The sequence below is a fragment of the Kitasatospora sp. NPDC094015 genome, from assembly GCF_040304075.1.
In the GTDB taxonomy this organism is placed as follows: domain Bacteria; phylum Actinomycetota; class Actinomycetes; order Streptomycetales; family Streptomycetaceae; genus Kitasatospora.
In genome coordinates this window covers 19,250-32,220 of the sequence record NZ_JBEOUL010000050.1, presented here as the reverse complement: position 1 = coordinate 32,220, position 12,971 = coordinate 19,250, and the positions used below count along the sequence as shown (strand labels likewise).

Genomic DNA, 12,971 nt, shown 5'->3' with positions numbered 1-12,971 from the left:
CCCCTTGCGCTGGGGGCGGGCGGCGGGCTGGCCCGCCTCCCACGCCCCCGTGTCTGCGACCCGACAAGCACCCTTGTTGGTGTCTTTTCCCCGGGCCGTAACAATCCACCACGGGGGCCGCCATGCGCAAGACTTTCCCGCGTGGACCGCCCAGATCTCAGATATGCCGCCTACGCCCGCGAACGGCTGGCCGAGCTGCCGCCCCCCGCCGACCCGGAGGCCTTCTCGCTCGCCTACCACCTCCTGCACCTGTCGTACCTGGTGGTCGCCGACCTGGACGGCCACGTCCACCGCCCGCGCGGCTGGACCCTCCCCGGCTTCCGGCTGATGTTCAAGCTCTGGCTGCTCGGCCCCACCCAGCCCGCCCGCCTCGCGGAGATCTCCGCGATGTCCCGGGCGGCGGTCACCAATGTCATCAACACCCTCGAACGCGACGGCCTGGTCGAACGCCGGCCGGTCCCGGGCGACCGCCGCGCCGTGGCCGCCGCGCTGACCTCCGAGGGGGAGCGCGCCGTCGAGGAGGCCTTCGTCGAGCAGTCCCGCCGCGAGCAGCAGTGGTTCGCCGTCCTCACCCCCGAGGAGCGGGTCACGCTCACCGACCTGGTCACCCGCGTGCTGGCGGCCCGCCCGCCGGACGCGGCCGGCTGACCTTCCCTGCGCCCGCGCCGACCTGCCGCCTTCCGGCTCGGCCGTCGCGCTGCCGGCCGCCACCGACCAGGGAGCGTGGTCGTACGCCGGGGTGCTCGGCGAGGAGCGTGCCGGGATGTCGCCGACCGCGGTGGCGGTGGTGCTGACCGCCGGGGTGCCGGCGCTGGCGGGTGCCCCGGCCGGTTCGGTGACGGGACGCCGGCTCGGCCGGGCCCGGGCACCGGTGGTGATCGGGGCGCCGGCGCTCCTGCGGGTGGCGGGCCGGCTCCGCGGCGGCTACCCGCGGCCGGAGCGCGACTCCACCGCGTCCAGCAGCAGCCCCATCACGAACTCGAACTGATCGTCCTCGTCGGCCTGCGCCAAGTACGGCGCCACGGAGGCGAGGTGCGGAAAGCTCTGCGGAGAGGCCGCCAGGTACTCCCGCCGCCAGGCCATCCGGTCGCCCTCCCGCTCCGGTCCGTCCAGGACGGCCGAGGCCGCCTCGAAGGAACTCATCGCCAGCGTGACGTCGACCAGCGCCCGGTAGTAGCGGGCGGACTCCTGTGCGCCGAAGCCCGCCGCCCGCAGGGCGCCCACCACCAGGTCCGCCCCGCGGAACTCCGCGTCGCGCCGGGACACCCGGGAGGCGACCAGTACGGCCAGCGCCGGGTGGGCGAGGCAGGCCCGGCGCACCCGGCGGGCCAGCGCGGTCAGTGTCGCCCGCCAGGTGGGGCCGGGCTCGAAGCCGTCGACGGCCTCGGCGATCAGCCGGTCGGCGAGGCCCAGCAGGATGTCGTCCTTGCCGGAGAAGTAGCGCAGCACCGCCGTGTGGTTGGAGCTCAGGTCGGTGCCGAGCCGGCGCAGCGTCAGCGCCTCCGGGCCCTCCGACTCCAGCACCGCCAGCGCCGCGTCCAGGATGCGTTCCCGGCTGAGGGTGTTCGACGGTGGCCGCCCCCGTCCGGCGCCGGCGGATCGGGGGGCCGGGCTGCTGGGATCCGTCATGCCCTCATCCTAGGGGGGTGCGATCGGACCCGGCCGGGCTCCCGCCTGCGCCTACCCGTCCGCTGCCAGATGGGTGACCAGCGCGGTGAGCGCCGTCGCGGTCTCGCCGTCCAACGCGGGGTCGTCCGCCACCGGCCAGGCGCTGGTCTTCACCACCACCACGTCGGCGACCGGGTCGATCCACAGGAACTGCCCGTAGATGCCGAGGCCGGTGAAGGCGCGGTGCGGCCCGCCGAGGGTCCACCACTGATTGGAGTATCCGTAGCCGGTGGGGTGCCCCTCGCCGAGCGCGCCGACCTCCAGGTGCGGCAGGCCCGCGCCGTGACTGCGCTCGACCCACCACCGCGGGACGACCTGCGTGCCGTGCCACTGCCCGCCACGGGCCATCAGCAGGCCGAACCGGGCCAGGTCCCGCACCGTCGCGTTGAACGAGCCGCCACCGACGGCGGTGCGCGGCAGCCCGCGCGACAGCGCGTAGTACGCATCGGACTCCGCGCCGATCGGCCCCCACAGCCGCTCGGCGGCGTACTGCGCCAAGGTCCGGCCGGTCGCGGCCTCCAGGACCCAGCCCAGCACCTGGGTGTCGATCGTCGAGTAGTTGAACCGGGTGCCCGGCCGGCTGTGCGGAAGCACCGACCGCACCGCCTCCAGCACCGTGCCCCGCTGCCCGGTGACCGCGCGCATCAGCCGGTTGACGGGGGAGTCCGGGTCCTCGTAGTCCTCGGTCCCGCCCGCGCCGCTGGTCATGTGCAGCAGGTCCTCGATCGACGGGCCGTCGAAGGCCGAACCGGCCAGGTGCGGGCAGTACGCGACGACCTTGTCGTCCGTCGAGCCGATCGCGCCGTCCTCCAGCGCGATCCCCAGCAGCGCGGACGTCACCGACTTCGTCAGCGAGAACAGCTGGAACCGGCGGTGCGGTGCCGCGAACCGGCCCGGGTACGCCTCGTGCACCAGCTGCCCCCGGTGCAGCACCGCGAACCCCGTCGTGCGCGTCCGGACGTGCAGGTCGGAGAGGGTGTGCGTGGCCCCGTCCCACGCGTACGTGAGGTCGAGCGCCCTGGGGGCGCGCGGCAGGACGCTCGGCCGGGCGGCGCGCGGCACCCGCTCCGACGGCAGCAGTGACGACATGTGCGTGAACGTCCACTCGTTCAGCGGGGGACGCAGCATCAGCGCGTCCTGGTGCCGCCACATCCACCGCACGCCCGCGGCCGCCGCCGCGGTCGCCGTGACCACCCCGGCTCCGACCGCCCACGTCCTGTCGCCCGCCATGCTGTTGCACCTCCGCAGAGTCTCGCACTCCTATTATGAACCAATGGTGACACCATTGGTTGGGCGGGGCAAGGCGGCGGCCCGCGGCCCGCGGCCGATCACCGCACGACGGCGGGGGCGAGTGCGGCGGCGGCGAGCAGGACGGGGGCACCGGTGCCGTCGGCGGGGACGGTCCACAGGTCGGTGCCGTCGTCGCCGGGGAGGGCGTAGGCGAGGGTGCGGTCGTCCAGCCACAGCGCCTGGTCGTCGATGGCGCGCTCCTCGGTGGTGGCCGTCTCCGCCATGGACCTCAGGTCCAGGACGTACAGCCGCCAGGGGGCGTCCTCGCTCAGGCCGGGTACCCGTTTCTTGTACGCGATGCGGGTGCCGTCGGGGGACAGCGAGGGGCACTCCACGTTGTCGTGGAGCGTGGTCAGGGTGTGGTCGACGGCGTCGCCGGCGACCAGGTGGGTCCGGCCGCCGGTGGCGAGAGTGGCGTAGAAGTGGCGGTCGTCGGCGAAGGTGACGCCCCAGACGTTGGTGTCGACCGCACGGTAGGGCTTGCCGTCCAGGGTGACGGCGTAGCTCTCCAGGTCCTCCTGGAGGGTCCAGGTGGTGGTGTCGAGCACGGTGGTGCGGGTGGAGAAGTCGGTGCCGGCGTACGAGTCGCCGCCGACGAACACCGTCCAGGCGACCAGGTGGCCCGAGGGCGACACCCGCGCCCGGGTGGGGATGCCGGCGAGGTCGTAGTGGCGCCGCTCGTGCAGGTCGGCGTCGAGGACGATCGCGCGGTAGGTGTCCTCCAGCAGGCCGTGCACGGCCTGCAGGCAGATCCCGGTGCCGGCGGCGGCGTGGAAGCGCAGGCAGGTCGGGGCCGCGACGGTGCGGGTCCCGGCCGGGTCGGCGAGCGGGGCGGAGCCCAGCTCGTCGCGGTGGTCGCCCCAGGTCATGGAGCGGAAGACCAGCCGGGGACCGCCCGCGGCCGGTCCGAGCGTGACGGGGCCGGGCTCGATCCGCGGATCGTCCGCCGCGGCCCGGTGGCCGAGCCGTGACGCCTGGACGGCGCGCAGCACCGTCCAGCTGCCCGCGAGGGCGAGCAGGGCGACGGCGATGATCAGGACGGTCAGTCTGCGGCGAAGGGTCACGACGTCTCCTCCCGGCGGCGGTGCTCGGGGTGCGGGCCCAGCAGGCGGGTCGCGATCGCGACGGCGGCGGTGAGGGCGACCGCCATCACGGCCAGGGCGGTGGTGTCGCCCCAGCGGCTCCAGAGCGCGCCGACCGCGAGGGAGCAGGCGAACCGCCCGGCTGCCTGGCCGGTGCCGACCAGGGCGAGACCGGCGCCGCGCTGCGCCTCGGGCACGGCGCCCGCGGCGGTGGCGGCGAGGATGCCGTCGGTGGCGGCGTAGAAGATCCCGTGCAGGGCGAGGACGGCCGCGGCGAGCGGTGCGCCGGCGCCGGGCCGTACGAGCAGCAGGGCGTAGGCCGCCAGCAGTGCGGCATGGCCGAGCACGAACAGGCGACGGCGCCCGATCCGGTCGGCGAGCGTGCCGACCGGAACGGCGAGCAGCAGGTAGACGGCGGCGGTGCCGAGCGGCAGCAGCGGGAACCAGGCCGCGGGGAGTTCGAGCCGGCGTTGCAGCAGCAGGTAGAGGAAGGAGTCGCTGACCGTGGCGAGCCCGAGCAGGCTCGCGCAGGCGGTGATCCGGCGCAGGGCGGGCCGGCGGAGCAGTCCGCGGGAGCGCGGCCGGGCCGTACGGGCCGGGGTGGAGCGCAGGCTGCGGCCGGGGACCAGGAGCACCAGGACGAGCACGCCGAGTGCGGCGACGTAGGAGCTGACGGTGAACACGGCGTGGAACCCGCCCGGGGCGGCGCGCAGGATGAGGAAGGCGAGCAGGGGCCCGGTGAGCGCGCCGGCGGTGTCCATCGCCCGGTGCACGCCGAAGGCGCGGCCGCGCCGTTCGGGTGGGGTGGCGAGGGAGATCATGGCGTCGCGGGGTGCGGTGCGCAGCCCCTTGCCGACCCGGTCGACGGCGAGGACGAGGCCGATCAGCGGCGTGGTGCGGGCCAGCAGGAGCGCCGGCCGGCAGAGCGCGGAGAGGCCGTACCCGGCGGTGGCGACGGCCTTGTGGCGGCCGCCGCCGCGGTCGCCGAGGAGGCCGCCGAGCAGGCGCAGGGCGGCGGAGGCGCCGTTGAGGACGCCGTCCAGCAGGCCGAAGCCGAGCGGGGTGACGCCGAGGGCGGTGACGAGGTAGAGCGGCAGGACCGCGGTGACCATCTCGGAGGAGACGTCGGTGATCAGGCTGACCGTGCCGAGGGCCAGGACGGTGGGGGCGATCCGCGCGGCCCGCCCCGGCCCGAGGGCCGGGGCGGCGGCGGATGCCGCGGGGCGACGGCTGTCCGCGAGGTACATCGTCAGATCCACACGCCGGTGATGTCGGAGGCGCTGCCCGCCTTGCCGGCGTGGGTGCCGAGCCCGGCCATGTCCTCCAGGGTGCGCAGGAGGTTGTAGTGGTTGTACTTGGTGGTCGGCGCGCTGCCGGCCTTGACGGGCTGCCCGTACAGCACGGTGGGGATCTGGTTGCCGCTGTGCTTGTCGTCCTCGTCGTAGGTGACGACGAGCAGGCTGTTGTGGGTCCTGACCCACTCGGCGTACGCGCCGAGGTTGTTCTTGATCCAGCTGTCCCCGGTGCCGACCGAGCAGTCGTGCATGTCGGAGCAGAGGTTGGGGGTGACGAAGGAGACCGTGGGGAGCTTGGTGAAGTCGGTGGGGAACTGGCCGAAGGTGTGCCCCGTGTTGGCCGGCACGTTCTTGAACGCGAACCAGGGGCTGTGCTTCTGGGCGTACTTGCCGTCCTTGCAGGTGGTGGAGCCCTCCTTGGGGAGCGACTCGTTGTAGCTGCCCCAGCTCCTGCCGGCCGCGATCAGCTCGGAGGCGAGGTTGGGGGCGGACATCGAGCCGACCTTGTAGCAGTCGTCGCCGGTGATGCCCTGGGTGCTGCCGGAGAAGACGGCGAAGTAGTTCGGCTGGCTGGGGTGGGTGATTCCGTACGAGGCCTTGAGGAGGGCGCCGTTCTTGGCGAGGGAGTTGAGGTACGGCGCGTCCTTGCTGCCGATGATCTGTTTGTAGGCGTGGTTCTCCATCATGACCACGACGACGTGGTCCGGCTTCGGCACGGTCGCCGCGGCGGACGCGGACCCGAAGCCCGCCATGGCGGTGGCAGCGCCGGCCGCCAGTGCCGTCGGCAGGGCGATGGCGAGCACGATCTTCTTCCGGGAACGGCGGTGACGGCCCGGGGTGTTGGTGGGCATAGGGGTCTCCTGTACGAGAAAGGGTGGACGAAGGCTCGGCGCCCGAGCAGCGGTACCTGGGGCCGCAGGGGCGGACGGGGAACGGGGGTGCCTCGCCGGGCGGTGCTGCGCCTGCACCGGACCGGGCCGCGGCGGGCACGAAGGCCTCAAGGGCCCCGGATGGTGCTCGGCACCGGCGGGGCTAGCCGGCCGCGCTGCTACCCAGGCTCCCGACGAAGAGGAGCCGGTTGGGCGTCCTGGACCCGGCCTTGCCGATCTTGCCGGGGGTGGCCGTCCTGATCAGCGCGTCCTGGACCTGCGCGGGGGTGGCCGTCGGGTGGGCCGACAGGTAGAGCGCAGCGGCGCCGGCGACGTGCGGGGCGGCCATCGAGGTGCCGGTCAGCTTGTGGCTGTCCTGGTCACCGCTGTTCCAGGCCGAGGTGATGCCCGTGCCGGGGGCGAACAGGTCGGTGCACGCACCCCAGTTGGAATCCGAGCGACGCTGGTCGTCGGAGGTGGAGTTGTTCACGACGATGGCCTCGCCGATGTCGCCGGGCGAGTTCTTGCACGCGTCGGCGTTGCTGTTGCCCGACGAGACCACCCAGGTGATGCCGGAGGCGATGGAGGTCCTGATCGCCTTGTCCTCCGCGGCGCTGACGCCGCCGTTGATGCTCATGTTGACCACGGCCGGCTTGACGGCGTGCTTGGTGATCCAGTCCGCGGCCGAGATGATCGAGGAGGTGGGGATGCTGTCGTTGCACGGGGTGACGCGGACGGCGACCAGCTTCACGCCCTTGGCCACGCCGTAGTCCTTGCCGCCGATGGTCCCGGCGACGTGGGTGCCGTGGCCGATGCAGTCGGCGCCGTTGCGGCCGTCGCCGACCAGGTCCACCCCGATGCCGGCGCGTCCCCCGAACTGACCGTGGGTGGTGCGCAGTCCGCTGTCGACCAGGTAGACGGTCACGTTGGAGGCGGTGTTCGGCGCGGTGTAGGTGGTGTCCAGCGGCAGGTTGCGCTGGTCGATGCGGTCCAGGCCCCAACTGGCCGCGGGTGCGGCCCGGTCGGACTCCGCCGCCGCCGCGGCGTGCTGGACGCTGTCCTGCTCCACCGACTCGACCGCCGGATCGGCGGCCACCGCCTTCGCCTGAGCAGGTGTCATGTCGGCGACGTAGCCGTGCAGCGCGGTGTCGAAGACCGTCCGGACGGAGCCGCCGTAGGACTTCGCCAGCCGGTCGGCGGCCGAGGCCGCCGACGCCTGCGCGGCCCGACCGCCCGGCGCGCCGGCTGCCTGTGCCGCGTCCGGAGGCGGTACCGAGCCGTCCTTGAACACCACCAGGTAGCGCCCGGCTATGGGTTCGGCCGTCGGACGGCCCTCGTCGGCGGCGTTCAGGGCGGCGTTCGCCGGGGCGATGACCACGGCGGCCGCGGCGGCTGCGACGACGGTGGCCGCGGCGACCACGGTCCTCGTCCTGGTCCTGCGGGCGTGGCGGCGGGTGCGGTGAAGGGACAAGGCGACCCCTTGGGGGAGTACCGGCGGGGATTCGCCGGTGGGGGAGGGTGACGGTGGCGCCGGACGCACGCCGAGGGCCCGGAAGGCGTCGCCCGTCCGGACGGACGCACGACGGCGAGCGCTCACCCGGCCTGCGGGCACGCGACGGGAACGGTTGTCGGGGGAAGGCGGTGACGCGGGCGGGTCCGGCGGGTCGGGCCCGGCACGAGGGCCGGGGGTGTGCTCCGGCGATGTGCCGGGCCACTAGAAGTACCGCCGTGGAAGCAGCGGTGGGAGCGACTTCCTGCCAGTGGCGCAGGGTGGCCAGTCGGGTCGCACACAGCCGGCGGCCGCTCCCGGTGGTCGTGCGGGGTGGTCGGGCGGGGTGGTCGGGCGCGACCGCTCCCGTGCTCGTCGGGACCGGTCGCAGCTCGGTCAGATCCAGCCGTTGCGCGCCGCGTGCAGTGCCATCTGGAAGCGGGTGACCGACCCGGCACGGGAGTTGAGCTGCTCCAGGTGGCGTGAGAGCGTGCGGCGGCTGACGCCCAGCAGTTCGGCGACGGTCTCGTCGGTGACGCCGGTGGCCAGCAGTTCGACGATGCGGCGGTGGATCGGACTGAGGGCCGACGGCACCCGGCCGCTCAGGTGCATCGGCAGCGCCGCCCGCCAGGACGCCTCGAACAGCCCGGTGAGCGCGGACAGCAGGCTGGAAGGGCGGACCAGGAGCAGCGAGTCGTTGACCTCGGCCTCGACGGAGGACATCGACACGATGGCCAGCCTGCCGTCGAAGATGGTGAGTTTCACCGGGACGGTGGGCAGGATCCGCGCCTGCTCCCCGGCGGCGATGCAGGGTTGGATGTTGGTCGCGTAGTAGGCGGCGTTCTGGACGGCGGATCTGGAGTAGACGATCCGGTACTCCACGCCCCTCCGCAGGTTCTCGATCTCGATCGGGTTGGCCGTCCCGTACGTGTGGTACGGCGGCGAGTCGAAGCGCAGGACCTGGGTCTCGGCGGCCGCCTCGATGGTCTCGATGCGCTCGATGATGGAGGTGCCGGTGACGACCTCCACCAGGTTCTCGGTCGGCTGCGGGCTGACGGAACGCCGATAGCCCTGGTAGGCGTTGACGGCGGCCTGCTGGGCCTCGCGCAGCTCGGCCGTGCGGCTGTTCGCCAGGAACTCCAGGGCGATGCCGGGCTCGACCGGCACGTGCCGGTGGCCGCCGGCCTCCGAGACGGTGACCAGGCCGAGCTTCCGCAGCCGCGCGAGAGCCGGCCCGAACTCGGCGTCGGTGTCCGGCGGGTGGCCCTCGGCCTCCGGTTGCCTGTCGTCACCGGATCCGACCGCGAGCAGGGCCACGTAGACCTCCGCCTCACGGCGCGTCAGCCCAAGGCGGCACAGATGGGCGTGCAGGTTCTCCTCGGTCAAGAGCGTCCCTCCGATGAAGCCGGCACGGCTCGGCCGTGCACCGCGGAGCGGCACGGTCGCGGCGGCCCCGTCGCTGCCGACCGCGTGCTGCAGTGTGGCGCATCGTGGCACGTACCAACCGGTAGATGTCCGGCCGGATCCTCCCAAATCAAGATCCACACCGCCCCTGACCAAGATCGACACCAGGAGCCGCGGCGTCGGCGTCCCGGCGCGCCGGGGGAGCGGCCCGTGGACCCTCGGGCGGGCGCCCGTCCGCGCCAGTGGCGGTCGGGCGCCACCACGGGTGGCGGGTCGCGGGTAGACCGGAGACCTCGCCCGGCTCGGTCCCCTGGAGTGCACTTGATCAGCGTGTTCGACCTCTTCCGCATCGGCATCGGACCGTCCAGCTCCCACACCGTGGCGCCGATGCGTGCCGCCCACCACTTCGTCCGGGGGCTCGACCGGCAGGGCAGGCTGGCCGACGTCTCGACCATCGACATCGAGCTGTACGGCTCGCTGGCGGCGACCGGAGTCGGCCACGGCACCGACAAGGCCGTCCTGCTCGGGCTCGCCGGCGAGCAACCGGAGACCGTCGACGTCGCCACCGCCGACGAGCGGTTCCGGCGGCTGTCGGCCGAGCGGCGGGTCCGGCTGCCCGGATCACCGACCGCCGTCGACTTCACCCTGGTGCTCCACCACCGGTTCCTGCCGGACACCCATCCCAACGCCATGGTGTTCACCGCCCTCGACCGGAACGGAACCGTCCTGGACCGCCGGACCTTCTCCTCCATCGGCGGCGGCTTCCTGCTCCACGAGGCCCGCGACGCGCCGCTCGACGTCCCCCATCCGTTCACCGACGCCGGGCAACTCCTCGACCTGGCCGGGAACGGCCGGATCAGCGACCTGATGCTGGCCAACGAGACCGTCCGGCGGCCCGAGAGCGAGGTCCGCGCGCGGCTCCTGGCGCTGTGGGGCGTCATGACCGAGTGCGCCGAGCGCGGCTGCCGCACCGAGGGCACGCTGCCCGGTGGCCTGAACGTCCCCCGCCGCGCTCCGGCACTCCACCGCCGCCTCCGGCGGGGCGGCGGCTCCACCGACCCGCTGCGCGCCATGGACCAGGTCGCACTCGTCGCGCTGGCGGTCAACGAGGAGAACGCGGCCGGCGGGCGGGTCGTCACGGCGCCGACCAACGGCGCCGCGGGCGTGCTGCCCGCGGTCCTGCACTACTACCACCGGTTCGTCCCCGGCGCCGACGACGATGGGACCGTGCGCTTCCTGCTCACTGCCGCCGCCATCGGCATCGTCGTCAAGCGCAACGCCTCCATCTCCGGCGCCGAGGTCGGCTGCCAGGGAGAGGTCGGCACGGCCGCCGCCATGGCCGCCGCCGGTCTGACGGAGGTCCTGGGCGGCACCCCCGGCCAGGCGGAGAACGCCGCGGAGATCGCCCTCGAACACCACCTCGGTCTCACCTGCGACCCCGTCGCCGGGCTCGTCCAGATCCCCTGCATCGAACGGAACGCCATCGGCAGCCTCAAGGCCATCGCCGCGGCCCGCCTCGCGCTCAACGGCGACGGCCGGCACCTCGTCCCCCTGGACGCCGCGATCCGTGCCATGCGCGACACCGGCGCCGACATGAGCACCAAGTACAAGGAGACCGCGCTCGGCGGCCTGGCGGTCAACTTCCCCCAGTGCTGAGGCCGTTGCCGGCGCTGCCCCGGACGGCGGACGGACTGGACGGCGTGCGGACCGGAGGAGGTCGGGGGCCTTCGTCGCCCCGGTGGGCGCCCGCGGTGGCTACGGGATCCGACCTCGTGAAGGGTCGCCCCCTGCCTGCGTCCCGTCTCCCGGTCCCTGCCCCTGAGGGATCGCGCCGGTTCTGACCTGCGGCGGGCTGGTCGGTCGGGCGCTGGAGGTTCGCCCTTGAGCGGGCAGTGACCGGGAACCGGAGGCCGGTGCAAGGTCGACCAATGCTCCTACGTCCGCGCTTCTACGTCCGCGCTTCTACGTCCGCCCGGACGCACTCTTCGAGCTCACCGACGCGGTGCTGCGCACGGACGGGTCGGTGAAGACCCTCGTCGCGCTGTCGCTCACAGCCGAGCACCGGCGCGGGCACGGCGCGCCGGACCGGGCCGGCCGGCCCCGGCTGCGTCGCATGCTGGCGGGTATTGCGCTGCCGACGGCGGCCGACGGCCGGGTCGTCCTGGCCGTCGACGTGAGCAACCGGCTTCGCCCCGACGCCCCCACCAGTGGTCAGGCGTCCGTGGAGTCGCACAGGCCGGCGCGAGCGGCGAGCAGGGCGGCGGCCGCCGCGCGGTGGGCGGCCCGCTCGTCGAGCGGCTCGCCGGTGATGAAGAGACGGTGGTAGAGCGGCGCGGTGGCGGCCCGGACCAGCTCCACCGGGTCGACGGAGCACGGCAGTTGGCCCCGCTCGACGGCGCGGGTCACCACCGCGGCGGCCTGCCGGTGCCGGGCCGCGAAGAAGGCGGAGAGTGCCGCCGCGCCGGGTTCGGAGCGGAGGGCGGCGCCGATCAGGGCGGTCGGGGTGGTGCGCAGGTCGCGGTCGGTGAAGGTGAGGTACAACTCGTGGGCCAGCAGCTCGACGTCCTGGTCCACGTCCCCGGTGTCGGGGACCGGCCAGGGCTGGTCGGCGGAGAGCGCGAGCGCGTCGGCGATCAGGCCGTCGACGCCACCCCAGCGCCGGTACGCGGTGGCCTTGTGGACGCCGGCCCGCCGGCAGATCGCCTCGACGGTGAGCCGGTCGTACCCCTGGTCGGTGAGTTCGGCGAGGGTCGCGGCGACCATGTCGGCCCGTACCCGGGCACTCCGGCCGCCGGGCCGGCTGCCTGCCGTCGCGGCCGTCGGATTCTCGGCCGGCTGCTTCTCGGTCAAAGTCGACTCCAGTCGCATTTGGGCTTGCCTGCGGATGCCCGCACTGCCAAGATACTAATGCGCCCACGGTCGCGTTAGGCGGGCGCATCCGCAGGGCGGGCACCCCCGCCGGGATCGAACGGATCGTCCAGGAGGTCACCGCATGGCGACGGAGCGGGAGATCGGCGGCCTCGCCGTCCTCGACCACGGCGGGGACGGCCCCGACGTCCTGCTGCTGCACGGCGCGAACCGCACCGCGCTCGACTGGCAGCCCGTCCTGCCGCACCTGCCCGGCCTGCGGCTGGTCGCCATGGACCTGCGCGGACACGGCCGTTCGGCGCCCGCGACCTCGTACGGCTGGGACGAGCACCTCGGCGACGTGGACGCCGTGATCCACGGACTCGGCCTGCACCGGCCCTGGCTGGTCGGGCACTCGCTGGGCGGCATGATCGCCGTCCGGTACGCGGCGACGCACGGCTGCGCCGGCGTGGTCGACCTCGACGGCTTCGGTGGCGGGATGCCGACCACCTACACAGGGCTGACACCCCGGCAGGTCGCGGAGCGGCGGGCGGAGCAGATCGCCCTCTACGCTGCGGCCCCCGCCGTGACCGACCCCGTGCAGATCGAGGCCCGGGCCCGGGCCGCGGCCGAGCACTTCGGCTGGGACCCGCAGGAGGAGGCGGTCCGCGCCCGCCGCGCCCTGGGCCGCCCGCTTCCGGCCCAACTTCCGCTGCTGATGGCCCCGCTGGACGGCTACGACCTCTTCGCGGAGGTCCGCACCTTGCGCGTGCCGACCCTGCTGATCGCCGGCGCCCGCGCGCCGGAGCTCGGCCATCTCCCGCCGCGCCTCCGGGAACTGACCGAAGCCCTGGTCCGCGGGATCACCGCCGAACTCGCCGCACTGCCACCGCACATCGCCGTGGCCCGGCTGGAATCGGCCGGCCACATGCTCCACCTCGACACCCCCGCCCAGGTCGGCGCGCTGATCCACACCTTCGTCCAGCAGCCCCGCAACACGGGCTGAACCGCGACACCGGAAGGTGGA

12 protein-coding genes and 1 pseudogene are annotated in these 12,971 nt (G+C 74.0%); 5 read left to right on the top strand and 8 right to left on the bottom strand.

Annotated features, from left to right (window positions below; translation table 11 throughout):
* The first annotated feature begins 141 nt into the window (after positions 1-141).
* Entirely contained in the window at positions 142-648 is a 507-nt protein-coding gene (locus ABT014_RS32835; protein ID WP_350643203.1) for a MarR family winged helix-turn-helix transcriptional regulator, read from the top strand.
* A 115-nt stretch (positions 649-763) separates the two neighbouring features.
* Complete coding sequence (locus tag ABT014_RS32830) at positions 764-988, top strand: hypothetical protein (RefSeq protein ID WP_350643201.1); 225 nt, start codon at positions 764-766, stop codon at positions 986-988.
* On the opposite strand, the gene ABT014_RS32825 is transcribed toward ABT014_RS32830, so the two are convergent.
* The 7 genes from ABT014_RS32825 to ABT014_RS32795 all read right to left on the bottom strand — a co-directional run bounded on the left by ABT014_RS32825 (position 925) and on the right by ABT014_RS32795 (position 9,079).
* On the bottom strand, positions 925-1,629 hold the full coding sequence (locus ABT014_RS32825) for a TetR/AcrR family transcriptional regulator (protein WP_350643200.1): 705 nt from the start codon (positions 1,627-1,629) through the stop codon (positions 925-927). The genes ABT014_RS32830 and ABT014_RS32825 overlap by 64 nt on opposite strands.
* Positions 1,630-1,680: 51 nt before the next feature.
* A complete protein-coding gene (locus ABT014_RS32820; protein WP_350643198.1) occupies positions 1,681-2,898 on the bottom strand; it encodes a serine hydrolase domain-containing protein in 1,218 nt (405 codons plus the stop codon).
* Positions 2,899-2,996: 98 nt separating this feature from the next.
* Positions 2,997-4,022: a TolB family protein gene (locus ABT014_RS32815; RefSeq protein WP_350643196.1), complete on the bottom strand. Its 1,026-nt coding sequence runs from the start codon at positions 4,020-4,022 to the stop codon at positions 2,997-2,999.
* Positions 4,019-5,287: an MFS transporter gene (locus ABT014_RS32810; RefSeq protein WP_350643207.1), complete on the bottom strand. Its 1,269-nt coding sequence runs from the start codon at positions 5,285-5,287 to the stop codon at positions 4,019-4,021. The genes ABT014_RS32815 and ABT014_RS32810 overlap by 4 nt, the downstream gene beginning before the upstream one ends.
* A 2-nt stretch (positions 5,288-5,289) precedes the next feature.
* On the bottom strand, positions 5,290-6,186 hold the full coding sequence (locus ABT014_RS32805) for an alkaline phosphatase family protein (protein WP_350643194.1): 897 nt from the start codon (positions 6,184-6,186) through the stop codon (positions 5,290-5,292).
* Between the two features lie 181 nt (positions 6,187-6,367).
* Complete coding sequence (locus tag ABT014_RS32800; protein WP_350643192.1) at positions 6,368-7,675, bottom strand: S8 family peptidase; 1,308 nt, start codon at positions 7,673-7,675, stop codon at positions 6,368-6,370.
* 414 nt (positions 7,676-8,089) lie between these two features.
* Positions 8,090-9,079 carry a helix-turn-helix domain-containing protein gene (locus ABT014_RS32795; protein WP_350643190.1) on the bottom strand — a complete coding sequence of 330 codons (990 nt, stop codon included), beginning with the start codon at positions 9,077-9,079 and terminating at the stop codon, positions 8,090-8,092.
* A gap of 339 nt (positions 9,080-9,418) precedes the next feature.
* Between ABT014_RS32795 and ABT014_RS32790 the strand changes: the two genes are divergently transcribed.
* The gene (locus ABT014_RS32790) at positions 9,419-10,753 is read left to right on the top strand and encodes an L-serine ammonia-lyase (protein WP_350643188.1); all 1,335 of its coding nucleotides are present in this window, start codon (positions 9,419-9,421) and stop codon (positions 10,751-10,753) included.
* 307 nt (positions 10,754-11,060) lie between these two features.
* A pseudogene (locus ABT014_RS32785) lies at positions 11,061-11,306 on the top strand (transposase); the annotation flags it as partial.
* A gap of 2 nt (positions 11,307-11,308) precedes the next feature.
* Here ABT014_RS32785 and ABT014_RS32780 read toward each other — a convergent pair.
* Complete coding sequence (locus tag ABT014_RS32780) at positions 11,309-11,947, bottom strand: TetR/AcrR family transcriptional regulator (protein WP_350643186.1); 639 nt, start codon at positions 11,945-11,947, stop codon at positions 11,309-11,311.
* A gap of 142 nt (positions 11,948-12,089) precedes the next feature.
* Between ABT014_RS32780 and ABT014_RS32775 the strand changes: the two genes are divergently transcribed.
* A complete protein-coding gene (locus ABT014_RS32775) occupies positions 12,090-12,950 on the top strand; it encodes an alpha/beta fold hydrolase (protein ID WP_350643184.1) in 861 nt (286 codons plus the stop codon).
* Positions 12,951-12,971 lie beyond the last annotated feature (21 nt).